At 67.0% G+C, this 23,058-nt stretch carries 24 protein-coding genes and 1 pseudogene; 15 read left to right on the plus strand and 10 right to left on the minus strand.

The window, feature by feature from the left end:
• Positions 1 to 195 precede the first annotated feature (195 nt).
• Positions 196 to 1,278 carry a LuxR C-terminal-related transcriptional regulator gene (locus DID96_RS30320; RefSeq protein ID WP_124602914.1) on the minus strand — a complete coding sequence of 361 codons (1,083 nt, stop codon included), beginning with the start codon at positions 1,276 to 1,278 and terminating at the stop codon, positions 196 to 198.
• Positions 1,279 to 1,851: 573 nt separating this feature from the next.
• On the opposite strand from DID96_RS30320, the gene DID96_RS30325 reads away from it, so the two are divergent.
• The 11 genes from DID96_RS30325 (at position 1,852) to DID96_RS30375 (ending at position 11,118) form a co-directional block, all read left to right on the plus strand.
• Positions 1,852 to 2,118 (plus strand): DUF4148 domain-containing protein, encoded by a 267-nt coding sequence (locus DID96_RS30325; RefSeq protein ID WP_124602915.1) that lies wholly within the window; start codon positions 1,852 to 1,854, stop codon positions 2,116 to 2,118.
• A 270-nt stretch (positions 2,119 to 2,388) separates the two neighbouring features.
• Positions 2,389 to 2,790, plus strand: coding sequence for a DnaJ family domain-containing protein (locus DID96_RS30330; RefSeq protein WP_124602916.1), 402 nt, complete (start codon positions 2,389 to 2,391; stop codon positions 2,788 to 2,790).
• Positions 2,787 to 3,365 (plus strand): tRNA adenosine(34) deaminase TadA, encoded by a 579-nt coding sequence (gene tadA, locus DID96_RS30335; RefSeq protein ID WP_124602917.1) that lies wholly within the window; start codon positions 2,787 to 2,789, stop codon positions 3,363 to 3,365. The genes DID96_RS30330 and tadA overlap by 4 nt, the downstream gene beginning before the upstream one ends.
• A gap of 75 nt (positions 3,366 to 3,440) precedes the next feature.
• Positions 3,441 to 4,379 (plus strand): muramoyltetrapeptide carboxypeptidase, encoded by a 939-nt coding sequence (gene ldcA, locus DID96_RS30340; protein ID WP_124602918.1) that lies wholly within the window; start codon positions 3,441 to 3,443, stop codon positions 4,377 to 4,379.
• Between the two features lie 311 nt (positions 4,380 to 4,690).
• Positions 4,691 to 5,398 carry a GntR family transcriptional regulator gene (locus tag DID96_RS30345; RefSeq protein ID WP_124602919.1) on the plus strand — a complete coding sequence of 236 codons (708 nt, stop codon included), beginning with the start codon at positions 4,691 to 4,693 and terminating at the stop codon, positions 5,396 to 5,398.
• A 146-nt stretch (positions 5,399 to 5,544) separates the two neighbouring features.
• A complete protein-coding gene (locus tag DID96_RS30350) occupies positions 5,545 to 7,029 on the plus strand; it encodes an NCS1 family nucleobase:cation symporter-1 (protein WP_124602920.1) in 1,485 nt (494 codons plus the stop codon).
• A gap of 10 nt (positions 7,030 to 7,039) precedes the next feature.
• Positions 7,040 to 7,894, plus strand: coding sequence for an aspartate/glutamate racemase family protein (locus DID96_RS30355; protein WP_124602921.1), 855 nt, complete (start codon positions 7,040 to 7,042; stop codon positions 7,892 to 7,894).
• Positions 7,895 to 8,062: 168 nt separating this feature from the next.
• A complete protein-coding gene (gene puuE, locus DID96_RS30360; RefSeq protein WP_124602922.1) occupies positions 8,063 to 9,016 on the plus strand; it encodes an allantoinase PuuE in 954 nt (317 codons plus the stop codon).
• Positions 9,013 to 9,534 (plus strand): 2-oxo-4-hydroxy-4-carboxy-5-ureidoimidazoline decarboxylase, encoded by a 522-nt coding sequence (uraD, locus tag DID96_RS30365; protein ID WP_124602923.1) that lies wholly within the window; start codon positions 9,013 to 9,015, stop codon positions 9,532 to 9,534. The genes puuE and uraD overlap by 4 nt, the downstream gene beginning before the upstream one ends.
• Positions 9,535 to 9,595: 61 nt before the next feature.
• Entirely contained in the window at positions 9,596 to 10,609 is a 1,014-nt protein-coding gene (alc, locus tag DID96_RS30370; RefSeq protein ID WP_124602924.1) for an allantoicase, read from the plus strand.
• Positions 10,606 to 11,118 carry an ureidoglycolate lyase gene (locus tag DID96_RS30375; protein ID WP_124602925.1) on the plus strand — a complete coding sequence of 171 codons (513 nt, stop codon included), beginning with the start codon at positions 10,606 to 10,608 and terminating at the stop codon, positions 11,116 to 11,118. Before alc ends, DID96_RS30375 begins: the two co-directional genes overlap by 4 nt.
• Before the next feature lie 188 nt (positions 11,119 to 11,306).
• Here the strand turns inward: DID96_RS30375 and DID96_RS30380 are convergent, their stop codons facing one another.
• Entirely contained in the window at positions 11,307 to 12,122 is an 816-nt protein-coding gene (locus DID96_RS30380; protein WP_124602926.1) for an aminotransferase class IV family protein, read from the minus strand.
• A 134-nt stretch (positions 12,123 to 12,256) separates the two neighbouring features.
• Between DID96_RS30380 and DID96_RS30385 the strand changes: the two genes are divergently transcribed.
• Both DID96_RS30385 and DID96_RS30390 read left to right on the plus strand, forming a co-directional pair.
• Positions 12,257 to 13,177 carry a LysR substrate-binding domain-containing protein gene (locus tag DID96_RS30385; RefSeq protein ID WP_124602927.1) on the plus strand — a complete coding sequence of 307 codons (921 nt, stop codon included), beginning with the start codon at positions 12,257 to 12,259 and terminating at the stop codon, positions 13,175 to 13,177.
• Positions 13,170 to 13,434: pseudogene (locus DID96_RS30390) on the plus strand (ACT domain-containing protein). The gene DID96_RS30385 and the pseudogene DID96_RS30390 overlap by 8 nt, the downstream one beginning before the upstream one ends.
• A gap of 98 nt (positions 13,435 to 13,532) precedes the next feature.
• Here DID96_RS30390 and DID96_RS30395 read toward each other — a convergent pair.
• Together DID96_RS30395 and uraH are read right to left on the minus strand one after the other, a co-directional pair.
• A complete protein-coding gene (locus tag DID96_RS30395) occupies positions 13,533 to 14,726 on the minus strand; it encodes a urate hydroxylase PuuD (protein WP_124602928.1) in 1,194 nt (397 codons plus the stop codon).
• Between the two features lie 52 nt (positions 14,727 to 14,778).
• Complete coding sequence (uraH, locus tag DID96_RS30400; protein WP_124602929.1) at positions 14,779 to 15,132, minus strand: hydroxyisourate hydrolase; 354 nt, start codon at positions 15,130 to 15,132, stop codon at positions 14,779 to 14,781.
• 515 nt (positions 15,133 to 15,647) lie between these two features.
• Between uraH and DID96_RS30410 the strand changes: the two genes are divergently transcribed.
• Positions 15,648 to 17,066 (plus strand): 8-oxoguanine deaminase, encoded by a 1,419-nt coding sequence (locus tag DID96_RS30410; RefSeq protein WP_124602930.1) that lies wholly within the window; start codon positions 15,648 to 15,650, stop codon positions 17,064 to 17,066.
• A 76-nt stretch (positions 17,067 to 17,142) separates the two neighbouring features.
• On the opposite strand, the gene DID96_RS30415 is transcribed toward DID96_RS30410, so the two are convergent.
• Positions 17,143 to 18,072 carry a LysR substrate-binding domain-containing protein gene (locus tag DID96_RS30415; protein ID WP_124602931.1) on the minus strand — a complete coding sequence of 310 codons (930 nt, stop codon included), beginning with the start codon at positions 18,070 to 18,072 and terminating at the stop codon, positions 17,143 to 17,145.
• Positions 18,073 to 18,292: 220 nt separating this feature from the next.
• A complete protein-coding gene (locus tag DID96_RS30420; RefSeq protein ID WP_124602932.1) occupies positions 18,293 to 18,502 on the minus strand; it encodes a dodecin in 210 nt (69 codons plus the stop codon).
• 138 nt (positions 18,503 to 18,640) lie between these two features.
• Between DID96_RS30420 and DID96_RS30425 the strand changes: the two genes are divergently transcribed.
• On the plus strand, positions 18,641 to 19,531 hold the full coding sequence (locus tag DID96_RS30425) for an NAD(P)-dependent oxidoreductase (RefSeq protein WP_124602933.1): 891 nt from the start codon (positions 18,641 to 18,643) through the stop codon (positions 19,529 to 19,531).
• 87 nt (positions 19,532 to 19,618) lie between these two features.
• Here the strand turns inward: DID96_RS30425 and DID96_RS30430 are convergent, their stop codons facing one another.
• From DID96_RS30430 to DID96_RS30450, 4 genes are all read right to left on the minus strand, one after another.
• Positions 19,619 to 20,065 (minus strand): hypothetical protein, encoded by a 447-nt coding sequence (locus tag DID96_RS30430; protein WP_185732415.1) that lies wholly within the window; start codon positions 20,063 to 20,065, stop codon positions 19,619 to 19,621.
• Positions 20,066 to 20,401: 336 nt separating this feature from the next.
• Positions 20,402 to 20,833 carry a large conductance mechanosensitive channel protein MscL gene (gene mscL / locus DID96_RS30435; RefSeq protein WP_124602935.1) on the minus strand — a complete coding sequence of 144 codons (432 nt, stop codon included), beginning with the start codon at positions 20,831 to 20,833 and terminating at the stop codon, positions 20,402 to 20,404.
• 244 nt (positions 20,834 to 21,077) lie between these two features.
• Positions 21,078 to 22,226, minus strand: coding sequence for a tetratricopeptide repeat protein (locus DID96_RS30445; RefSeq protein WP_124602937.1), 1,149 nt, complete (start codon positions 22,224 to 22,226; stop codon positions 21,078 to 21,080).
• Positions 22,227 to 22,305: 79 nt separating this feature from the next.
• Positions 22,306 to 22,986 (minus strand): PspA/IM30 family protein, encoded by a 681-nt coding sequence (locus DID96_RS30450; RefSeq protein ID WP_124602938.1) that lies wholly within the window; start codon positions 22,984 to 22,986, stop codon positions 22,306 to 22,308.
• Between the last annotated feature and the right edge of the window lie 72 nt (positions 22,987 to 23,058).

The following is a 23,058-nucleotide window of genomic DNA, read 5'->3' on the forward strand; positions in this document are numbered from 1 at the left end:
AGTGGGCGTTGGGAGCCGCTGCCGGGCATGGGTTCACTCGACGAAATGGCCGATGTGATCGTCACGCTCCTGCAGCCATATTTACAGCCCGATAATTATTAAACTTATTTGAGGGATGTTGTACTAGCGCATCTCGTTTGCGTGACTCGTTCGGAATCGTGGAGCCGGCGCGGAGAAAGCATCGCGCCCGCCGCACTAATCGTGCGCACCGAGCCGGAATACGCTGCGCAGCTCGTCGTGATTGTGTACGTTGAGCTTGCGATAGATCTTGCGCACGTGATCGACGACCGTGCTGTCGCGTAGCGCGAAGTCACGGGCGATCTCGCTGTGCGAATGGCCGAGCACGAGTTGCGTGCAAAGCTGGCGCTGCCGCTCGGTCAAACCGAACCGGAAGCCAAGCCGTTCGATTTCCAGCTCGAGCGGCGGAAAGTGCTCGATGTAGACGACGATCGCGAAATCGCGCCGCAAGGCGCCCGCGTCGGCGAAGCGATAGGCCTTGAAGCGGAAGCGGCCGGCCGTATTGCGGCGTTCGAGCATCGCGGGCGGCGCGGGGCAGCCGTGCCAGATCCGGTTCACGTTCGACAGCAGCGGCACGAGCCAGTCCGGCAAGCGGTCGTGATGGTAGAACGCAAGCGGCTCGCCGGCCGCGAGCGACAGCATCCGGATGCTGTCTGCGTTGTGCAGCAGCAGCCGGCCCGTTTCGTCGACGACGACGATCGCGGACAGGCTGCCTTCCGCTTCGTGAAGCGGCGCTTGCACGGGCCGCGACAGCGCATGCGCGAGATGCCGCGCAATGGGCTCGAGGTCGCGGTGATTCTTTTCGGAGAACGGACGACTGCCGGGCGATCGGGACAGCTGCAGGCTGCCCCAGCCGCGCGTGCCGTCGGTCGCGGTCAGTTCGAGGCAGTGGCGCATCGACACCGGCTGCCACAGGTCCGCATACATCGCGCTCGACAGCAGCGCATCGTCGTAGTGGACGCTGTTGTCGAAACCGCGTCCGCGGCGCATCGCATCGGTGAACGTGACGCCGAGCACTTCCTGCCGCGTCGTGTTGTGGACGTCCGCGAAATACGCGGGCAGCTTCGTGTAGACCGTATCGTTCTCGCTGTACACGTCCGTCAGTGCGTATTGCTCGTCGGCGTAGAAGAACATGCCCCAGTCGGCGCCGACGATATGCCGCGCGGCTTCAATCACATGAGGAATCACGAGGCGCGGCTCGACGCCGAGCGAACAGAGCCGTCGAATGTGACTCGCCAGCGCGACGTGCTTGTCAGACATGAAGGCGCTCCTCGACCGTGCTTCGGAAGCGCTTTCGAGCAGGTAGTGGGGCGGCCGTTCGCGCGTTCCTCAACGTCTGTCCAGCTTAGACGCCCAACATGACAACTGCCGCAATTGCCCCCTTTCAAGGGGGCGTCAATTCGTCAAGCGATCCCTATCATTGCCCCATTCCAGCCGCATTCACGCCACGGACGCGTCGTCGGGACCCGCGTGCGGAAATCGTCCGATGCAACGCGATGGCGGCAGGAGTATCCGATTCGCAATGCGGCGACACGCGCGAGCAACACGACTCGAAACACGCGACATGGCTGCATCGCGATTGCGCGCATGACGAAGCGCTGACCCGGGGGAAACGGAGGAGGGGCAAATCACGGATGAGCGACGATACTGCGTGCATGCGAGCCGACCGGTGCGGACCTGTCGATCGCGGTGCCGGCGCGGCGCAGGTCACGATCGAGGTGACAGCGCCGGGCGCAGCGGCACGAACGCGGGGCGTCGAGATGCGCGGACGGCGAGACACCAGCGCCGCTCGCGTCGTATGTGTCGCATTGCTGCTTCATGTGAGGTGCCACGATGAAGGCCATGTATAGCGCGGCGCTGGCCGCGGTTTGCGTGCTGGGCGCGGTGGGGCTCGCCCAGGCGCAGGAAGGGAGCGCACCGGCGTCGACGACGCCATCCGATTCCGCGATCAGTGCAACGTCGGTGGGCGGCATGCCCAGTGCCGGTACGCAGGCGGGCAGCCCGGCCGGGCTCACGCGTGCGCAGGTCAAGGAAGAACTCTTCCGTGCACGGAAGTCGGGCGAGCTCGATCGCCTCAACCGCTTCTATGGCGGCAGTTAGCGGGAGACCGACGTGACGGTGTAGCGCGGCCGCTGCAATACGCGGCCGCATTGCTTGCTGGCGTCCGGTATCGGGCGACGCGTCGTGATGGGGCACGTTCACGCATGCCGGCACAGATGCAGGTGCACCGCCGTAAACAGGGGAGGAACAATCAGCGTACAAGCACGCCGCGAGCGTGCCGTCAATCCAATGTCGAGCATTCGTTCGAAGGGCCTGTCACACGCGCGTCACCCTGCTAGAATTCGGCTGCCGCATTGTTTCGATTGACTGATGAGATTGCTTGACGCCCTGGTCGAACAGCGTATTGCCGCCGCCGCCGCGCGGGGTGAGTTCGACGATTTGCCAGGTACCGGCGCGCCGCAGGCGCTGGACGACGACGTTCTCGTGCCCGAGGAGGTGCGGGTGGCCAACCGTATTCTGAAGAATGCGGGCTTCGTGCCGCCGGCCGTCGAACAACTGCGCGCGCTGCGCAATCTGCCTGACGAACTGCGTGCGGTCAGCGACCGCGCGACGCGCTGCCGGCTGCAGGCGAAGATGCTGGCACTCGACATGGCGCTCGAATCGCTGCGCGGCGGCCCGATGACGATGCCGCGAGAATACTGCCGCCGCATCGCCGAGCGCCTGTGCGAGCGCGGGCTCGACGACGCGGCCGCCGAAGCGGGGCCGATGTGACGTCCGACCTGCTGCCGAGCGCGCCTGCCGAATCCACGACCGAGACTCCCGTATCCTCCGCCGCCGCGCCGGTATCGGTGCGCGACACGCATTTCATGCGCCTCGCGCAGGCCGCCGCCGAGGAGGCGCGTGCTGCCGGCGAAGTGCCGGTCGGCGCGGTGCTGGTGCGCGGCGACGAGGTGATCGCACGCGGCTTCAATCATCCGATCGGCGGGCACGATCCGTCCGCGCATGCTGAAATGGCCGCGCTGCGGATGGCGGCCCAGCATATGCAGAATTACCGGATGCCCGGCTGCGAGCTGTACGTGACGCTCGAGCCGTGCCTGATGTGCGCTGGCGCGATCATGCATGCACGGATCGCGCGCGTCGTGTACGGCGCGCCGGACCCGAAGACGGGCGCATGCGGCAGCGTGATCGACGCATTCGCGAATCCGCAGCTCAATCACCACACCGAGGTGGTCGGCGGCGTGCTGGCCGACGAGTGCGGCGCCGCGCTGAAGTCGTTCTTCGCCGAGCGCCGCCGTGCATTGCGCGAGGCCCGGCTCGCGCGCGATCAGGCGGCCGACCCATCGTGACCCGGTGCGGCGTCGGCGTGAACCCGGCGCGGTTCCGGCCCTCTAAGCTGGTTTGATCACCGACACGTCCCGCCCATGTCCGTCCCGTCCGACGCATCCTATTCCATCCGCCTGCTGGCGCCGTCCGGCTACCCGCACGATCCCGACGCAATCAACCGCGCGCTCGAACGCCTGAGCGGCGCGCAGCACCGCATCGAGAACATCGAGGCGACGCAGCGCCGCTACCAGCGCTTCGGCGGCACCGACGGCGAGCGGGCGGGGGATCTGAACCGGCTCGCCGACCCCGAGCGGCCATTGCCCGACATCGGGCTCGCGGTGCGCGGCGGCTACGGCGCGGCGCGCATCCTGCACGGGCTCGACTACCGCGGCCTCGAACGCCGGCTGCGCGACCAGCCGATCGCGCTCGTCGGCCACAGCGATTTCACGGCGATCCAGCTCGCGCTGTACGCGAAGGCGCGGATCAAGACGTTCGGCGGCCCGATGCTGTCCGCCGATTTCGGCGCGGAGACGCCGAGCGACTTCACGATGAAGCACTTCTGGCAGACGATTGCGCAGCCGTCCACGACGATCGTCGCGGAGGCGCCGCAGGTGCAGAGCGTCAACGTGTCCGGCACACTGTGGGGCGGCAATCTCGCGATCCTCACGTCGCTCGTCGGCACGCCGTACATGCCCGATATCGACGGCGGCATCCTGTTCATCGAGGACGTCAACGAACAGCCGTTCCGGATCGAGCGGATGATCTACCAGCTTCACCTGTCGGGGCTGCTCGCGCGCCAGCAGGCGCTCGTGATCGGCCAGTTCACCGGCGGGCGGCCGTTCGAATACGACAACGGCTACGACATGCAGGCGATGCTCGAGCAGGTGCGCGCGGTGATCGGCATTCCGGTCGTTACCGGGCTGCAGTTCGGCCATGTGCCCGACCTCGTGACGCTGCCGTTCGGCGCGCACGCGCAGCTCGTCGCGAACGCGCACGGCTTCCGGCTGACGCTGTCCGACTATCCGCATCTCGGCTGACGGCAGGCGGCGCACGAATGAGAAAGGCGGGTTCTCCCGTCTTTTTCTTTAAGTAAGTGCGCAACTAACGGTCGATAAATTTGCTGTTTTCTGCTGTGGACCGGCCGATCTCTGCACCATTTTTGTCAACAAAATTCGTGGCCAACGTGTTCGGCAGATCGGCCGTGGGCGGGCGATTCACACTTGTCGTGCGTCGCTTCGATGCGATGCGCACCAGATCGAACCATCACGATGCGCCCGGATTGTGCAAAATCCTGCAAAAGAATTGTTGACAATCTTTATGTCCGTTCTACGATGGGGACCATCACACGATGCAGATCATGAACGAACCCGAATCCGTCCCGTCCGGCGCGCCCGGTCCCGAAGCGATCGCCGAACGCATCCGCACGGCGATCCTCGAGCATCGGCTCGCGCCCGGCGCGAAGCTGACCGAGGCGCAGCTCTGCGACGTGTTCGGCGTCAAGCGCGGAACGATCCGGCAGGCGCTCGCGCTGCTCGCGACCGATCGGCTCGTCGACCTGGAGCCGAATCGCGGCGCATTTGTCGCGAGCCCGACGCTGCAGGACGTGCACGAGGTGTTCGAGATGCGCCGGATCATCGAGCTGGCCGTCGTCGAGCGGCTCGCGACCGGGCCGGGCGCGAAGCGCCTGAAGGGTGTCGCCGCGCTGATCGACAAGGAGCGCAACGCGTTCGAGCGGCGTGATTTTCCTGCGTGGATCCGCCTGTCGGGCGAGTTCCACACGGCGCTCGCGGCGCTGATGGGCAACGAGACGCTCAGCGCGTGCCTCGACGGGCTCGTTGCGCGCTCGACGCTGATGTCGGCGCTGTATGAATCGCACGGGCGCAGCCCGTGTTCGTTCGACGACCACGACGAGATTCTCGCTGCGCTGGAGGCCGGAGACGCGAAGCGTGCCGCGGCGCTGATGGCGCATCACCTGCAGCACGTCGAACTGAGAATGCTGGACCGCCCCGCGCAAGGGGCGGTCGACCTGCGCGAGGTGTTCGGCGGCGCCGCCTGAGCGGCGACCCGAACCCGTCCGCCACGAGAACCGAAGCAATGCCGACCCGCGACGCAAGCCGCGGGTCGCGGGTCCGACTCCGGGCAACGTCCGGGGCGATTTCGATGACGATGGAGCGGCCGTCCGGCCGCGGTCAAGGAGAGGTCATGGCTCAGGTCAGTGTGGCGCACGACAGCGCGTATCCGGCGGAAGGCGGCGAGAACGGGAGCGGGGCGACAGTGCCGAGTGGTTTCAGTGAACGCCTGTACAACGAAGATTTGGCACCCCTGAAAAATCAGACATGGGGCGCATACAACATCTTCGCATTCTGGATGTCGGATGTGCACAGCGTCGGCGGCTACGTGTTCGCGGGCAACCTGTTCGCGCTCGGGCTGACGAGCTGGCAGGTGCTGATCGCGCTGATCGTCGGCATCGGCCTCGTCAACGTGCTGTGCAACCTGATCGCGCGCCCGAGCCAGCAGGTCGGCGTGCCGTATCCGGTTGCGTGCCGCGCGACGTTCGGCGTGCTCGGCGCGAACGTGCCGGCCGTGATCCGCGGCCTGATCGCGATCGCGTGGTACGGGATCCAGACCTATCTCGCGTCGAGCGCGCTCGTGATCGTCGTGCTGAAGTTCTTCCCGCAATGGCTGCCGTATGCGGACGTGCACCGCTACGGCTTTCTCGGCCTGTCGGCCGTGGGCTGGGCGGGCTTCATGCTGTTGTGGGTGCTACAGGCGTTCGTGTTCTGGAACGGGATGGAGACGATCAAGAAATTCATCGACTTCGCGGGCCCGGCCGTCTACGTCGTGATGTTCATCCTCGCGGGCTACATGGTGTGGCGCGCCGGCTGGCGCAACATCGGGATCAACCTCGGCGGCGTCAAGTATCACGGCGCCGAAGTGATTCCGGTGATGATCACCGCGATCTCGCTCGTCGTGTCGTATTTCTCCGGGCCGATGCTCAACTTCGGCGACTTCTCGCGCTATTGCCGGACCTTCGGCGACGTGAAGCGCGGCAACTTCTGGGGGCTGCCGGTCAATTTCCTCGCGTTCTCGCTCGTCACGGTAATCACGACCGCCGCGACGCTGCCGGTGTTCGGAGAACTGATCACCGATCCGGTCGAGACGGTCGGGCGCATCGATCATCCGACCGCGGTCATCCTGGGTGCGCTGACGTTCACGATCGCGACGATCGGCATCAACATCGTCGCGAACTTCGTGTCGCCTGCGTTCGATTTCTCGAACGTCGCGCCGCGGCTCATCAGCTGGCGCGCAGGCGGGATGCTCGCGGCGGTCGCATCGGTGTTCATCACGCCGTGGAACCTGTTCAACAACCCGGCCGTGATCCACTACACGCTCGACGTGCTCGGCGCATTCATCGGGCCGCTGTATGGCGTGCTGATCGCCGACTTCTACCTCGTCAGGCGCGGCAGGCTCGTGCGCGACGATCTGTACACGATGTCCGAGCACGGCGCGTACTGGTACACGGGCGGCGTCAACCGCCGCGCGCTCGGCGCGCTGCTGCCGGCCGCGCTGATCGCGATCGTCTGCGTGATGATGCCGGGCTGGCAGGGCGTCGCGAATTTCTCGTGGTTCATCGGCGCGGCGCTCGGCTTCGGGTTCTACCGGCTGTTCGCCAACCGCAAGGCCTGAGGGGCGCGCCATGAAGATCAAGCTGATCAACCCGAACACGACGCAGCGGATGACCGACGCGATGGGCCGCTGCGCGCGCGAGGTCGCGGGCGCCGGCACCGCGGTGGTCGCGGTCAGCCCGCCGATGGGGCCGCCGTCGATCGAAGGGTATTACGACGAGGCGCTCGCGACGCCCGGGCTGCTCGCCGAAATCGCGCAAGGCGAGCGCGACGGTTTCGACGCGTACGTGATTGCCTGTTTCGGCGATCCGGGGCTGTATGCGGCGCGCGAGCTCGCGCGCGGGCCCGTGATCGGCATCGCGGAAGCGGCGATGCATGCGGCGAGCGTGCTCGCGCCAGGCTTTTCGGTCGTCACGACGCTCGCGCGCACCTGCGGGATCGCGTGGCATCTCGCCGAACGCTACGGGATGAAGCGGTTCTGCCGCAACGTGCGCGCGACCGACGTCGCGGTGCTCGAACTCGACCGCCCGGGCTCGGCCGCGCGCCGGGTCATCGTCGACGAATGTCGGCGCGCGCTCGACGAGGATGGCGCCGACGCGATCGTGCTCGGCTGCGCGGGGATGGCCGAATTCGCGCACGAGATCGAGCAGCAGATCGGCGCGCCGGTGGTCGAGGGCGTGACGGCGGCGGTCAAATGGGCGGAGGCGCTCGTCGCGCTGCGGCTCGCGACCGCAAAGCGCGGCGACTACGCGCGGCCGCTGCCGAAGCGCTACGACGGCGAATTCGCACGCTTCAGCCCGTGCGCGGCGGCCCCGGCCCCGGCCGCGGCCGCGGCCGCGGCGCGCAGCGACGCCGCCGGGGCCGCAGCCGCCGCCGCAGCAGAGCCGCTCCCCACTTTGCCGCACCCGCACATACACACCGTCTGACACGCACTATCTGCGCCGCTGTATGGGCGCGTATGGGCGTTTTCGCTACACTGGGCCGTCGTTCGAATCGGCTCGCGGAGCCGCCGCGCAGCCGGTGGAGCGCGGCGGCCCGCTGGTCGGGCCGATCGAAACCCATTATTTCAGCAAGTTTTCGTCGCACATCGAACCATGTCACTCGATTCCAACTACCCACGCGATCTGATCGGCTACGGCCGCCACCCCGTGCAGGCGAACTGGCCCGGGCGGGCGCGCGTCGCCGTGCAGTTCGTGCTGAACTACGAGGAGGGCGGCGAGAACTGCGTGCTGCACGGCGATCCGGGCTCCGAGCAGTTCCTGTCGGAAATCGTCGGCGCGGCCGCGTATCCGGACCGCCACATGAGCATGGAGTCGATCTACGAATACGGGTCGCGCGCCGGCGTGTGGCGCATCCTGCGCGAATTCGAGAAGCGCGGATTGCCGCTGACCGTGTTCGGCGTCGGCATGGCGATCGAGCGGCATCCGGAGCTCGCGCGCGCGTTCGTCGAGCTCGGCCATGAAATCGCGTGCCACGGCTGGCGCTGGATTCATTACCAGAGCATGACGCCCGAGCTCGAGGCCGAGCACATGCGGCTCGGCATGGAGGCGATCGAGCGCGTGACCGGCGTGCGGCCGCTCGGCTGGTATACGGGCCGCGACAGCCCGAACACGCACCGGCTCGTCGCCGAATACGGCGGCTTCCTGTACGACTCCGACAACTACGGCGACGACCTGCCGTTCTGGATGGACGTCGAAGTGTCGGGCGGCGGCACGACACCGCAGCTGATCGTCCCGTACACGCTCGACACCAACGACATGCGCTTCGCGACGCCGCAGGGCTTCAACACGGCGGACCACTTCTTCCACTACCTGCGCGACGCGTTCGACGTGCTGTACGAGGAAGGCGACGAGGCGCCGAAGATGCTGTCGATCGGCATGCACTGCCGCCTGCTCGGTCGCCCGGGCCGCTTCCGCGCGTTGCAACGTTTCCTCGATCACATCGCGAAGCACGATCGCGTATGGGTGACGCGGCGTGTCGATATCGCGCAACACTGGCGTGAACATCATCCGTACCAGGCTAATCAACGGAACGAAGGGAAAGCATGAAGGCGATGCGCTACACGTTGGAGCAACTGAACACGATGGCGCCGGGCGCATTCGTCGCGGCGCTGTCCGGGATCTTCGAACATTCGCCGTGGGTCGCCGAGGCGGCCGCGCTCGCGCGGCCGTACGCGAGCATCGACGCGCTGCACCAGACGATGTCGGGCGCGGTGGAGGCGGCAGGCGTTGCGCGCCAGCTCGCGCTGATCAACGCGCACCCGGAGCTCGCGGGCAAGGCCGCGGTGCGTGGCGAGCTGACCGCCGAATCGACGCGCGAGCAGAGCGGCGCGGGGCTCGACCAGTGCACGCAGGACGAGTTCGACAAGCTGCTGACGCTGAACCGCACCTACCGCGAGAAGTTCGGATTCCCGTTCATCCTTGCGGTGCGCGGCTACGATCGCCACGGCATCATCGCGAACTTCGAGTCGCGCGTGAACCATACGCGCACGGAGGAAATGCGCGCGAGCCTCGACCAGATCTACCGGATCGCACGTTTCCGGCTCGACGACCTGATCGACGCGTGACACCGCAATACGGCCTGCTGCGTGGCAGCGGCAATTTCGCAATACTGACCAAGGACACATCATGGCAATCCCGCTTCTCGACCCCAACGCACCTGACTTCACGCGGCGCTACGTGAATCTCGCGGACCCGCGTCTCGGTGCGCAGGCGCTCGAGGCCAGCGACGATTTCTTCGCGCCGAAGGAGCGCATGCTGAACCCCGAGCCGGCGGTGTTCATCCCCGGCAAGTACGACGACCACGGCAAGTGGATGGACGGCTGGGAAACGCGCCGCAAGCGCACGACCGGCTACGACTGGTGCATCGTCAAGCTCGCGCGCCCGGGCGTGATCAAGGGCTTCGACATCGACACGAGCCACTTCACCGGCAACTTCCCGCCGGCCGCGTCGATCGAGGGCGCGTACGTGGCCGACGGCGCGCCGACGCATGCGACCGAGTGGGTCGAGATCGTGCCGTCGACGACGCTGCAGGGCAACAGCCATCACTACGTCGACGCGAGCGACGCGCGTGCGTTCACACACCTGCGCGTGAACATCTACCCGGACGGCGGCATCGCGCGGCTTCGCGTGTACGGCCAGCCTCAGCTCGACTGGGCGGGCGCGAGTGCGACCGAGCAGTTCGATCTCGCGGCGATGGAGAACGGCGGCTACGTGGTCGCCGCGAACAACCAGCATTTCGGCGTCGCCACGAACCTGCTGCTGCCGGGCCGCGGCGTGAACATGGGCGACGGCTGGGAAACCCGCCGCCGCCGCGAGCCGGGCAACGACTGGGCGATCATCGCGCTCGCGCAGCCGGGCGTGATCCGCAAGATCGAAGTCGACACCGCGTTCTTCAAGGGCAACTATCCGGACCGCTGCTCGATCCAGGCCGCGTACGTGACGGGCGGCACCGACAGCTCGCTGATCACTCAGTCGATGTTCTGGCCGGCGCTGCTCGGCGAGCAGAAGCTGCAGATGGACAAGCAGCATTACTTCGAACAGGACATCGCGTCGCTTGGCCCCGTCACGCACGTGCGGCTGAACATCATTCCGGACGGCGGCGTGTCGCGCCTGCGCCTGTGGGGGACGCTCGACAAATGAAGACGCTTGCCATCGAACCGCTGACCAAAGAGGCATTCGCGCCGTTCGGCGACGTGATCGAGACGGAAGGCGCGAAGCAGATCCCGATCAACCTCGGCACGACGATCCGCTTTCACGATCTCGCGAAGGTCGACGTCGACGACGAAGACGGCCGCACGCTCGTGAACCTGTTTCGTGGCCAGCCGCGCACGCTGCCGTTCGAGGTGAAGATGCTCGAGCGGCATCCGCTCGGCAGCCAGGCGTTCGTGCCGCTGAACGACCAGCCATATCTTGTCGTCGTCGCACCCGTGGGCGAGCTCGACCCGGCGAAGATCCGCGCGTTCGTGACGAGCGGCTGGCAGGGCGTCAATTACGCGAAGGGCGTGTGGCATCACCCGCTGATCGCGCTCGGTGACGTCAGCGACTTCATCGTCGTCGATCGCGGCGGGGAGGGGCTGAATCTCAACGAGCAGGATCTGGCGGAATCGCTTTGGCTCACCGACGAGGCGCTGCATGTGCTGACGGCGTGAGTCGCCGGCGTTCTCGCGATTGACTGCCTGTCGAAACCCGCGCAACTTGCGCGGGTTTTTTTATGCGCGGTCGTTTTCTCGCGAGGCGTTGCGCTCGAACGGCTTCCAGTGCGAGATCAAGGCGATCGCGCGGCTGCCGGACACTGCCGACGCGTGAGCCGGGCGCCCGTGCTTCGTGGCCGCGCGTGTCACGGCGCGACGGGTGGCTCCTGTTCATACGCGCGATGCAGCAGCGCGGCGAGCGACGACGAATCGGGCAGCGTCGCCGTGCCGAGCCGGCGCACGGCGATCGCGGGCGTCCAGGAGTTCATCACGACGGCGCCGCTCATCGACGGCAGGTCGGCCGGCGCCACTTCGCGGTCGTGCTGCGCGATGCCAAGGCGCGCCAGTTGCCGCCGCAGGATGCGCATCGTGACGCCGCCGAGCATGCCGGCCACCGGCCACACGACCGCGTCGCCGGCCCGGAACGCCAGATTCCAGATCGAGCCTTCGCTGATGCGCCCATGACGATCGACGAATGCCGCATCGTCGAAACCCTGCGCGACCGCGCGCCGCAGGAAGTGCGTCTTCGCGACTTCACCGACGTGCTTGATGTCAGGCAGCACGCGCTCGTAGTCGAACAGCGCGAGATCGAGCGGGCCCGCCGGCCCCGACGACGGTGCGGCGGTGCGGACCAGCACGTCGAGCGCTTCGTCGTCGCGCGGTGCGACGAATTCTCCTGTCGTCGCATGAACGGTCGCGGTCAGCGACAGCGCCGACGGCGCGCGATCGAGCGCGGCACGCAGAAACGCGAGAATCCGCGCGTCGGGCAGCGCGTGCCCGAACAGCGCGTTCGACGCATCGCGCAGCCGTGCGAGGTGCAGGTCGAGGCCGCACACGCGTGCGTCGCGGACCTGCATCGCGGTGAAGTGCGCATGGCCCGCGAAAGCCAGTGCGGCGAGCGCGTCCGGCGCAGCGGCGACGCCATTGATCTGGGCGACGGACGGGAACGGTGTAACGGTCATCGGCGAATCTCCGGGTTCGGCCGCAGGCACGGGGCGGCGCGCGGCATCTTCAAGAAAGGCTATTGTTTGCCGATTGATGGCGTCATGAAAAACGAGTAGTTTTCAAACGGTCATCAAATCCTGTTTGAAGATCGATGGAACGCATGTGGCCCGGTACGCGCGCGCTGAGAACGTTCGATGCGGCGGCGCGGCACCTGAATTTCTCGCGGGCGGCCGACGAGGTCGGACTGACGCCGGCAGCCGTCAGTCACCAGATCAAGGAAATCGAGGCGCAGCTCGGCATGGAACTGTTCGTCCGTACGAGCCGCAGCATCCGGCTGACGCCGGCGGGCGTCGTGCTGGCTGCGGCTGCCACCGATGCGCTGGCAAGCCTGCAGCGTGCGACCGCGCGGGCACGCCGCATCGCGCGCGAGCAGACTGAACTGCGCGTGTCGGTCGGCGCGCGCTTCGCGACGCACTGGCTGCTGCCGCGCCTGCCGCGTTTCAGGGCTGCGTATCCGGCGTTCGAACTCACGTTCGACATCACCGACCGCCTGCGCGATTTCGATGACGACGATGTGGATGTCGCGATCCGCTTCGGCACCGGGCGTTACCGGGACGCATGTGCGCAGCGCCTGTTCGGCACGTCCGTCGTCGCGGTCTGCAGCCCGGCGCTGCTGTCGGGCGGGCGGCCGCCACGCGTGCCGCGCGACCTGCTGCGCCACACGCTTTGCCACGCCGACTGCGAAATCGATGGCGTGATCTGGCCGCGCTGGTCGGCGTGGATGGCCGCGGCCGGCGTCGACGGTTTCGACGACAGCCGGTGCGTCGCGTTTCCGGATTCGAGCCACGTCGTGCAGGCGGTGGCGGACGGCGCGGCGGTCGGGCTGGCGGAGCCGCACATGATTGCGCGCGATCTCGCGGACAGGCGCCTCGTGCGGCTGTTCGACGTGAGCGTCGAGGTGGCGCCGGCGCTCGCGTATCACGTCGTGTATCCGGAGCACACGCAGGACGATCCGCGCATCGTCGCATTGCGCGACTGGCTCGCGGACGAAGTCGCGATGGTGCATGCCTGACCAGCCCGAACTGCATCCGGGTGCGTTCGCATTCGTATCGCTGCCGACCAATGCAGACGTGTCGTTATCCGAACGTGCATTCCGACCTTGCGGCCGTTGGTCTTACCGCGGCATTCGCACGGGCACTCGGCGCGGCCGGCATCAGTTGCAACGTGATGGCCGCCGCGTACCACGATCACATCTTCGTCCCGTTCGACGACGGCCCGCGCGCACGCGATGCACTCGTCGCGCTTCAGCGCGACGCGATGCGCGGCTAACGCACGAAGAGCATCAGGCGCACGCAAAAAAAACGGACCCGATAACGGGCCCGCGAACGGAAAGGGACAGCGCCGGCGTCCGGCGCTACCAGGCGGCGTTACTTCACCGCACCACCTTCGAACCACGCGGCGAGCTTCGTGCGCTCGTCGTCGGTCATGTGCGTGACGTTGCCGATCGGCATCGCCTTCAGGCGCACGGCCTGCTCATAGATGCGCTGCGCGTTCTTCGACACTTCGTCCGGCGTGTCGAACATCACGCCGGCGGGCGCGCTGCCCATCAGCGTCGGCTTCGACGAGTGGCACTCGACGCAGCGCTGCTGCAGGATCGGCATGATGTCGTTGATCACGACCTTCGGCGCGTTCGCGGCCTGCGCTTCCGGTGCGACCGGCTTCGGCATCGTCCATACGAGTGCGGCCGCCATCAGTGCGACGCCGCCGATCGGCAGGAACCACAGCTGCTGGCCGCGGTGACGCATCACGAAGAACTGGCGGATCAGCGCTCCGGCCAGCATGATCAGCACGAGCACGATCCAGTTGTACTTGTTCGCGTAAGTCATCGCGTAGTGGTTCGACAGCATCGCGAACACGACCGGCAGCGTGAAGTACGTGTTGTGCACCGAGCGCTGCTTGCCGCGCTTGCCGTAGATCGGGTTCGGCTCTTCGCCCTTCAGCATCTTGTCGACCATCTTGCGCTGGCCGGGGATGATCACGAAGAACACGTTTGCCGACATGATCGTCGCGAGCATCGCGCCGACGATCAGGTACGCGGCGCGACCGGCGAAGATGTGGCATGCGAGGTACGCGGCGACGACGACGTAGATGCCGACGCAGATCCCGAGCACACGGTCGTTGGTGCCGAGCACGCGGCACAACGTGTCATAGACGATCCAGCCGGCCATCAGGAAGCCGAGCGCGGACGCAACCGCGACCACCGGGCCCATGTCGAGCACGCTCTTGTCGATCAGGTACGTGTTCGGCGCGAGCAGGTACAGCACGAAGAACAGCGAGAAGCCCGACATCCAGGTCGTGTACGACGGCCACTTCGACCAGTGCAGGTCGTCCGGCATTTCGGGCGGCGCGACCGTGTACTTCTGCATGTTGTAGAAACCGCCGCCGTGCACGTGCCACAGCTCGCCGAACACGCCGCGCTTGCGCTGGTTCGGGTCGGTCGGCGGTTTCAGGCTGTTGTCGAGGGCGACGAAGTAGAAGGACTCGCCGATCCACGCGATCGCGGCGATGACATGCAGCCAGCGAAGCGCGAGGTTCAGCCAGTCGGTGATGAAGCCTTCCATGGAACTCCTCCAATCTCGGATCGTTGTCGTGATGCGGGCGGCCGATACGGTGTCAGCTGCCGCGATAGGTGCTGTACGACCACGGGGATACCAGCAGCGGCACGTGGTAGTGCGCGGCCGGGTCGGCGATGCCGAAGCGCAGCACGACGCGATCGACGAAACGGGGTTCGGGCACCTTCACGCCGATCGCCGCGAAGTAATCGCCCGCGTGGAACACGAGTTCGTATTCGCCGGCGGCGAGCGCGGCACCTTCGAGCAGCGGTTCGTCGCAGCGGCCGTCGCTATTGGTCAGCACGGTCTTGATCGCGCGGCGCGAATCGCCGTCCAGCGCGTAGAGGTCCACCTTGAGCGCGGCGCCGGGGCGGCCGTGCGCCGTATCGAGTACGTGGGTAGTGAGCTTGCCCATTCGCTTTGTCCTTGTGTGAATGCGAGGTTCGGCGGCGGCCCGATCCAATGACTGTGCGGCGGATCGAGGCTCCACGTCACGTGGCTACATACCCGTCGGCGAGTTGAAGCGAGCGCCGTGCACGCATTGTAAGAAGGTTCCTCGTGCAAAACCGCGAGCGATAGCAAAGATAATGCGCCGCGCATGAGCGGCTGTCGACGGCGCGAAAAAAACGCGGTCGCAACGCGCTTTCACCCACCTCCATCCGCGGCCGGACGCCACGGCGCGCGGGCTGCGCACGTACCATATCGAAACCGTGAACGTGGGTATTCGGGATCGCGCATTGTGTGCCGCACGCGCTTGCGCGATCCTGCCGCCTTGCACGTCGGCTCCGGCCGGCGCGTACCCCGAAGACGGCGAGCACGCCGGGTAACCGGGCCAGGGCGTTCGAACGGACGCAGGCACCGGGCGTGCCGCGAATCAGCGTTCGAACGGCTTTGCGACTGCCCGTAAGGGCTGACCGACGCGGAGAACGCATGACATTCGAGCAGCATCCCGGCACGCAAGCACGCGCGCCGCACCATTCCCCATCCCGCCCCAGGACCCTGCTGGTCAAGCACGCGGACGTGCTCGTGACCATGGACGACACGCGCCGCGAACTACGCGACGCGGGGCTCTACATCGAAGACAACCGGATCGTCGCGGTCGGCCCGAGCGCCGAGCTGCCGGACACGGCCGATGAAGTGCTCGACCTGCGCGGCCATCTCGTGATCCCCGGGCTCGTGAACACGCACCACCACATGTACCAGAGCCTGACGCGCGCGATTCCGGCCGCTCAGAACGCCGAGTTGTTCGGCTGGCTCACGAACCTGTACCGGATCTGGGCGCACCTGACGCCGGAGATGATCGAGGTGTCGACGCTGACCGCGATGGCCGAGTTGCTGCAGTCGGGCTGCACGACGTCGAGCGATCATCTGTACATCTATCCGAATGGCAGCCGGCTCGACGACAGCATCGCGGCCGCGCAGCGGATCGGCATGCGCTTTCACGCGAGCCGCGGCGCGATGAGCGTCGGCCAGCGCGACGGCGGACTGCCGCCGGATTCGGTCGTCGAGCGCGAGCCTGACATCCTGCGCGACGCGCAGCGGCTGATCGAGACCTACCACGACGAAGGGCGCTACGCGATGCTGCGGGTGGTCGTTGCGCCGTGCTCGCCGTTTTCGGTGAGCCGCGAACTGATGCGCGATGCCGCCGTGCTCGCGCGCGAGTACGGGGTGTCGCTGCACACGCACCTCGCGGAAAACGTCAACGACATCGCATACAGCCGCGAGAAGTTCGGGATGACGCCCGTCGAATACGCAGAGGATCTCGGCTGGGTCGGGCACGACGTGTGGCATGCGCATTGCGTGCAGCTCGACGACGCCGGCATCGGCCTGTTCGCGCGCACGGGCACGGGCGTCGCGCACTGTCCGTGCTCGAACATGCGGCTCGCATCGGGCATCGCGCCGGTGAAGAAGATGCGGCTCGCCGGCGTGCCGGTCGGGCTCGGCGTGGACGGCTCCGCGTCGAACGACGGCGCGCAGATGGTCGCGGAGGTGCGCCAGGCGCTGCTGCTGCAGCGGGTCGGCTTCGGGCCGGATGCGATGACCGCGCGCGACGCGCTGGAGATCGCGACGCTCGGCGGCGCGAAGGTGCTGAACCGCGACGACATCGGCGCGCTCGCGCCCGGCATGGCGGCCGACTTCGCGGCGTTCGACCTGCGTCAGCCGCTGTTTGCCGGCGCACTGCACGATCCGGTCGCGGCGCTGGTGTTCTGCGCGCCGTCGCAGACGGCGTACACGGTGGTGAACGGGAAGGTTGTCGTGCGTGAGGGGCGGCTCGCGACGCTCGATCTGCCGCCCGTCATCGAACGCCATAACGCGCTCGCGCAAGCGCTCGTCGAAGCGTCGCGCTGAGCGGCGCGGACGCCGCGCCATGGCGATGCACGGCGCCGGTCGTCGCCGTCGCACCATCGCGCGCCATCGCGCGTCGTCAAGACTCGATCAGCGTGCGGGTGGCCTCGGCGACGAGGCTGCGCAACCAGCGCACTTCGTCGGAGTAATGGCAGCGTTCGTGCCAGAGCTGGTAGTACTGCATCGGCGGGAAGTCGAGCGGCGCCGGCACGACCGACAGCGGCAGGAACTTCGCGTAGTGATCGGCGAACAGGCGCGTCGTCGTGAAGATCAGGTCGGACTTCACAAGCACGTACGGCGCGAGGTTGAAGTACGGCAACGTGACGACCACGTGGCGCTTGAGGCGCTCGCGCGCGAGATGCACGTCGATCGCGCCGCGCTGGCCGACCGAGTACGGCGTCGGCGCGAGGTGCGGCGCGTTCAGGTACTGGTCGAGCGTGAGGCCGCCGCGCTTCGCGAACGGATGCGTGTTGCTCATCAGGCAGACGATCTGGTCGACGAACAGGTTCGACAGGTGCAGCTGCTCCGGCGGTTCCGGCCAGTTGCCGACGACGATGTCGAGCTTGCCGTCCTCGAGCGCGAGTTCGTAGTCGAACGCCGGCCCGAGCGAGTGGAATTCGAGCGTCGCGTTTGGCGCGGCCTGGCGGAAGCGCTCGACGACGGTCGGCACGAACAGCACGTTCAGGTAGTCGGGGCAGCCGATCCGGTAGCAGCGGATCGACGTGGCCGGGTCGAAGTTGTGCTGCTGGAACTTGATGCGCTCGATCTCGCGCAGCGCGTTCTGTACGGGCTCGAGCAGACGCAGCCCGTATTCGGTGGGCACCATGCCGGACTTGCCGCGCACGAGCAGCGGATCGCCGGTGATGTCGCGCAGGCGCCGCAGCGCGGCGCTGATCGCCGGTTGCGACTGATTCAGTTTGACGGCCGCGCGCGTGACGCTGCGCTCCATCAACAGGGTGTGCAAGACGCGCAAGAGGTACGTGTCGATCGCCTCGCGTTGCTGACTCATGATTTCTCCGTTTATATGTCCGGGCTGATCGAGGGATGGTGGGGGTATATGATTTTTAATATGAACGAAAGGCAGCGTCAAGAGATGGTTACCCGCACGTGTCCGCCGGCGTGGCGCTGACCGCGGCGGGAAGGGTGTGCGGGCAGGCGCGCGGATACGCGTTGCGCGTATCCGCGCGCGCGTTCCGGGCGTGACGCGGCGCGCGCGTCAGTCGTGCGCGTCAGTCGTCGATGCGCAGGCCGACTTTCAGCGTGACCTGCCAGTGGATCACCTGGTTGCCTTCGATGTGGCCGCGCGTCTCGGTCACCTGAAACCAGTGCAGGTTGTGCAGCGTCGCGGCGGCTTTCGCGATCGCATTGCGGATCGCGTCGTCGCTCGATTGCTGCGACGAGCCGGTCAGTTCGATCAGCTTGTAGACGTGGTCGCTCATGATGCGCTCCCTGTGTCGTGTCGGGTTCTGGCGCGGGTGCAGAATGGGGTGCCGAATAGGGTACGGAGTGCGCCCGGCTAATTGAGTGATAGGTATGATGGCCGGCAAGTTCAACCCATATCGGAGACGAGGCATATCGTGGAAGTCGGATTTTGCGGACCGGGATTGATGGGCGCGCCGATGATTCGGCATTTGCTGGCGGCGGGCCACCGGGTCGGCGTATGGAACCGCACGCGCGCGAAGGCGGACGCGCTGGTCGCCGACGGCGCCCATGTCGTCGACTCGCCGCGTGCGCTCGCGGAGCAGGTCGAGACGGTGCTGCTGTGCGTGCTCGACGCGCGCGCGGTCGGCGACGTCGTGTTCGGCCCGGACGGCTTGCTGTCCGGTGCTGCAGCGGCGCGGCGCGTGCGCCGGATCGTCGATCATTCGAGCATTCCGCCCGGCGTGACGCGCGCGTATGCAGCGCGCGCGGCGGAACTTGGCGTCGGCTGGGTCGATGCGCCCGTGTCGGGCGGCGTGCCCGGCGCGCAGGCCGGCACGCTCGCGGTGATGGCGGGCGGCCGCGCAGCGGATCTCGACGCGGCGCGTCCGCTGATCGACACATACGCGGCGCGCATCACGCACATGGGCGACGCGGGCGCGGGCCAGACCGCGAAGCTGTGCAACCAGGCGATCGTCACCGCGACGGTCACGGCGATTGCCGAGGCGGTCGGCCTCGCACAGGCGAGCGGCATCGATGCCGCGCGTCTCGCGCAGGCACTCGCCGGCGGCTGGGCCGATTCGGTGCTGCTGCAGACCTTCGTGCCGCGGATGACGTCGGGCGGCCATCCGCCGATCGGCGCACTCAGCACGTTTCAGAAGGACGTCGATGCAATTGCCGACGCGGCGCGCGAGACGGGCGCGGTGATGCCGGTGTCGGCGACCGTGCAGCAGGTGCTGCGGCTTGGCGCTGCGCAAGGGCTCGCCGACGCGGATTTCGCCGCGTTCATCGACATCGTCAGGCCGGGGAACGGACGCCGTCAGGCTTGATGGCGGTGTGGGCGTCGCTGCAACGAACGGAATGCGTGAATGGCAGATGGGCCGCGCTCGGGCGGCCCATCGATGGTCGGCGTCGAATCAGCCGAGCGAGCGCGGTGTCGTGTCGCCGGCGTTCTGCCGTCCGAGCCCGCTGCGCACCGACGCTTTGGTGCCCGCACCAAATTCGGGCAGGATGCGCGCACGGGCGCGGCTCGCGAACACGAGGAAGCCGAAGCCGTTCGCTTCGTACCAGTAGCCACCGTTTTCGAGACCGTCGAGCGGCTGCTCGAGCGCGTTGGCGATCGACTCGATGCAGCGTTTTCGCAATTCGGCGATCGCCGGATACGGCGGCTGTGCGCCGCGCACGCTGCACAGGAGCACGTCCAGGCCGGGAAGCACATGCGCGTACAGTACAGGTTCGTCCTGCGCGCGAGCGCGCGCAATCTTGGTATCAAGCTGGGCGAACGGCTTCGAGTGGCGCAAGACCGCGAGGAACGATTCCTGGCCATCCTGCTGCGCGCGTCGACGTTTTTTCGGGAAGGACATAAACACTCGCCTCAAAAACAATTGCAAGAAATGCGGCACTTTCATGCGACCCACTCCCGGCTATGCGCGCCGCATGTCGATCCTTTATAGCACACGAAAATGCTAGCTTCGTGCGGTGCGACGATCGACGTCTCCGATCGACCCGCTCGCCACGATCGACACAGTCAGCGCCTGGCGCCTGCACTGTCATTTAGTCTCCATCATAGACCCGCTTCGCGGGCGCGTGCATTCGCTCGTCACAAAAAAATGCGATAGGCATCGCGCGGCAGCCGGGCCCGCGCAGACATGAAAAAGCCCGCGCGAGGGCGGGCTGGAATGTTTCCGGCGGGCTGGCGCTCAGCGCTGCTTCAGCGAATCGCGGATCTCGCGCAGCAGCACGGTGTCTTCCGGCGTTGCAGCAGGCGCGGCTTCCGCGGGCTTGCGCAGCTTGTTGATGAATTTGACCATCAGGAAAATGATGAACGCGAGGATGATGAAGTTGATCAGCACGGTGATGAACGAACCGTAGCCGAACACGGCAACGCCGGCGGCCTGCAGATCCTTGAACGAGTCGGGATTACCCTTGAACGACGGCGGAATCGTGCCGAGCTGGACGAATTTGTTCGAGAAGTCGAGGCCGCCCGTCAGGACACCGATGACCGGCATGATCAGATCCTTCACGATCGAGTCGACGATCTTCGAGAATGCGCCGCCGATGATCACGCCGACGGCGAGATCCATCACGTTGCCCTTGACGGCGAACTCCTTGAATTCCTTGATGATGCTCATGAGCGGCTTTCTCCTGGTTGGGGCAAAGGGAGGCGTGCCGCGACGCGATCGCGTCGAATTGAGGGTCGGTGGCACGCCGATGGCCGCATGATAGCGAACGTGCCCCATTGCTGATAGCCCATCTTGAAATGATTGACAAATGGGCGCCGCGCCGCGGACGCGGTCGGGAATGCCAACGAATCATTTCAAGGAGAAAGTGTCCGGGGTGTCGGTCGTCGCGCGTCGACACCCCGGAGCGTGCCGCTCAGGTGTTGTCGGTCCAGTCGTCGTCGTTGCTGCCGACATCGACGCCGCCGCCGCTGCTGCCATTGTCCCAGTTCGAGTCGTCGCCGCGGCCGAGATCGATGCCCGGATCGGCGTCGCGCCGGTGGCGCTCGCCGTCGACGATCACGTCGCGTTCGACCACGCGCTCACGGCCGCCCGACATCGCCTCGCCGAGCAGCACGCCGGTCAGCAGGCCACCCATGCCGCCGCCGAAGCCGCCACCTTGCTGGATCACGACGGGCGGCTGCTGTTGCTGCGGATACTGAGGCGGATACGGTTGACCTTGCGCGCCCGTCACGCGATCGGCTTCCTGCGCGAACACGGAGCCGCCGGCGGGTGCGGCGGGCTGCGCGGCCGGATCGGGCCGGCCTTCGACACGCGCCTTCACGCTCGCGTGGCGCTTCTCGAGTTCCTCGACGCGGTACGGCGGCACCGGATTCTTGCCGTTCGACAACGCTTCGACGAGTTCGCGCGCATCGGTTTCGATCGCTTCGATCTCGCTCGTGAGCGCAGTGGCGCCGGGCGCCGTCGACAGCCGCGCATCGAGCTTCAGCGGGCGGACGTCGTTCAGCACGTCGGTCGCGCGCTTCAGCTGTGCGCGGCGTTCGTCTTCGGTGCGGCGGTCGTCGGTCGAGCGCGCGCGCCGCAGCGTCCAGCGCAGCACCAGCGCGATCACCGCGACGATCAGGCCGAGGCCGATCCACATGCCGGCAGACGGGCCGTGCTTTTCAGCCGGCGGCACGGCCGGCGCGAGCGACGACTGCAGCGTGCCGGTTCCGGTGCCTGGCTGAACGTTGCTCACGCGCGCGGCGTCCGCGCGGATGCGCGCTTCCGTCTGTGCGAAGCGGGATGGATCGGTGAAGCGGAGCTGCGGATCGAGCGTCTTGGCGCGCTGCAACTGCGCGAGCGCGTCGGCCGAGCGGCCTTCGCGATCGAGTACCTGTGCGTACAGATAGTGTGCGTGCGCGTTGTTCGGATGGGCGTCGATGACCTGCGACAGCTGCGTGTCGGCGCGTTGCCAGTCGCGCTGCGCGATCGACTGCTCGACCTGCTGCAGCGACGGCACCGCAAACGCGGCAGACGACAGCATCATCAGCGAGAAGCCGAGAGCGGCGAGGGATTTCTTCATGGTCGAACCGGGCGCGTGCGCCCGTCTCCTTGCGATCGGTCCGCGCCGCGCGCCCGGGCAGGGCGGCGGCGCATGCCGGTTACTGCGCGGGCGTGTCGAGCTGCTTCTTCAGCGCGGTGAGACGATCCTCGACCGACGGGCCCTTGTTCAGCGCGTCGAGCTTGTCGTCGAGCGCCTTGCCGCTCGACGTGTCGGCCGAATTGAGGCGGGCGTCCGAACGCGCGTTCTGCAGTGCGACCTTGTCCTCGAGCTTCTGGAAATCTTCGGACAGGTTCTTGCCGCCGATGCCGCCGAGCGCGGTAGCCGCGACGTCCTTCGCCTGCGCGATTTCCTGCTTCGCCTGCAGGATGTTCGAGCGCGCGTTCAGGTCGTTGCGGCGCTGGCGCATGTCGGCGATCTGCCCCTTCAGCTTGTCGACCGACGGCTCGAGCGTCGCGAGTTCGCCCGCGAGCGCGTTGCGTTCCGCTTCGGCGTTCGCCTGCGCGCCGAGCGCCTCGCGCGCGAGCGCTTCGTCGCCGGCCTGCAGCGCGCGCTTCGCGCCGTCTTCGTACTTCTTCGCCTTGTCGTCGGCCGCATCGCGCTTGCTGCGCTGGGTCGCGACTTGCGCCTCGATCTCGATCAGCGAGTTTTCGGCGCGGCTGATGCTGTCGTCGAGCTCCCGCACGATCTGGCGTGCATCGCGCGACGGATCCTGCACCGAATCGGCCGCGTCGTTCAGCAGGCCTTTGATCGTGCGCGAAACAGAGTCGAAAAGCGACATGAAATCCTCCGTGTTTGAAAGGCGCCGCGTGGTGCGGCATGGCCTGTAGCGGGGCCGGTTCCGGTCCGCCAG

It is taken from the genome of Burkholderia sp. Bp8963 (assembly GCF_003854275.1).
Lineage (GTDB): Bacteria > Pseudomonadota > Gammaproteobacteria > Burkholderiales > Burkholderiaceae > Burkholderia.

What these genes read in the sequence shown, in the direction of transcription:
- mscL (WP_124602935.1), bottom strand. Translation starts at nt 20,833, where the DNA reads ATGAGCATCATCAAGGAATTCAAGGAGTTCGCCGTCAAGGGCAACGTG.
- DID96_RS30395 (WP_124602928.1), bottom strand. Translation starts at nt 14,726, where the DNA reads ATGGAAGGCTTCATCACCGACTGGCTGAACCTCGCGCTTCGCTGGCTG.
- alc (WP_124602924.1), top strand. Translation starts at nt 9,596, where the DNA reads ATGGCAATCCCGCTTCTCGACCCCAACGCACCTGACTTCACGCGGCGC.
- DID96_RS30410 (WP_124602930.1), top strand. Translation starts at nt 15,648, where the DNA reads ATGACATTCGAGCAGCATCCCGGCACGCAAGCACGCGCGCCGCACCAT.
- ldcA (WP_124602918.1), top strand. Translation starts at nt 3,441, where the DNA reads ATGTCCGTCCCGTCCGACGCATCCTATTCCATCCGCCTGCTGGCGCCG.
- DID96_RS30380 (WP_124602926.1), bottom strand. Translation starts at nt 12,122, where the DNA reads ATGACCGTTACACCGTTCCCGTCCGTCGCCCAGATCAATGGCGTCGCC.
- DID96_RS30430 (WP_185732415.1), bottom strand. Translation starts at nt 20,065, where the DNA reads ATGTCCTTCCCGAAAAAACGTCGACGCGCGCAGCAGGATGGCCAGGAA.
- DID96_RS30415 (WP_124602931.1), bottom strand. Translation starts at nt 18,072, where the DNA reads ATGAGTCAGCAACGCGAGGCGATCGACACGTACCTCTTGCGCGTCTTG.
- puuE (WP_124602922.1), top strand. Translation starts at nt 8,063, where the DNA reads ATGTCACTCGATTCCAACTACCCACGCGATCTGATCGGCTACGGCCGC.
- DID96_RS30345 (WP_124602919.1), top strand. Translation starts at nt 4,691, where the DNA reads ATGCAGATCATGAACGAACCCGAATCCGTCCCGTCCGGCGCGCCCGGT.
- DID96_RS30385 (WP_124602927.1), top strand. Translation starts at nt 12,257, where the DNA reads ATGGAACGCATGTGGCCCGGTACGCGCGCGCTGAGAACGTTCGATGCG.
- DID96_RS30330 (WP_124602916.1), top strand. Translation starts at nt 2,389, where the DNA reads ATGAGATTGCTTGACGCCCTGGTCGAACAGCGTATTGCCGCCGCCGCC.
- DID96_RS30375 (WP_124602925.1), top strand. Translation starts at nt 10,606, where the DNA reads ATGAAGACGCTTGCCATCGAACCGCTGACCAAAGAGGCATTCGCGCCG.
- DID96_RS30445 (WP_124602937.1), bottom strand. Translation starts at nt 22,226, where the DNA reads ATGAAGAAATCCCTCGCCGCTCTCGGCTTCTCGCTGATGATGCTGTCG.
- uraH (WP_124602929.1), bottom strand. Translation starts at nt 15,132, where the DNA reads ATGGGCAAGCTCACTACCCACGTACTCGATACGGCGCACGGCCGCCCC.
- DID96_RS30450 (WP_124602938.1), bottom strand. Translation starts at nt 22,986, where the DNA reads ATGTCGCTTTTCGACTCTGTTTCGCGCACGATCAAAGGCCTGCTGAAC.
- uraD (WP_124602923.1), top strand. Translation starts at nt 9,013, where the DNA reads ATGAAGGCGATGCGCTACACGTTGGAGCAACTGAACACGATGGCGCCG.
- DID96_RS30350 (WP_124602920.1), top strand. Translation starts at nt 5,545, where the DNA reads ATGGCTCAGGTCAGTGTGGCGCACGACAGCGCGTATCCGGCGGAAGGC.
- DID96_RS30320 (WP_124602914.1), bottom strand. Translation starts at nt 1,278, where the DNA reads ATGTCTGACAAGCACGTCGCGCTGGCGAGTCACATTCGACGGCTCTGT.
- DID96_RS30355 (WP_124602921.1), top strand. Translation starts at nt 7,040, where the DNA reads ATGAAGATCAAGCTGATCAACCCGAACACGACGCAGCGGATGACCGAC.
- DID96_RS30420 (WP_124602932.1), bottom strand. Translation starts at nt 18,502, where the DNA reads ATGAGCGACCACGTCTACAAGCTGATCGAACTGACCGGCTCGTCGCAG.
- DID96_RS30325 (WP_124602915.1), top strand. Translation starts at nt 1,852, where the DNA reads ATGAAGGCCATGTATAGCGCGGCGCTGGCCGCGGTTTGCGTGCTGGGC.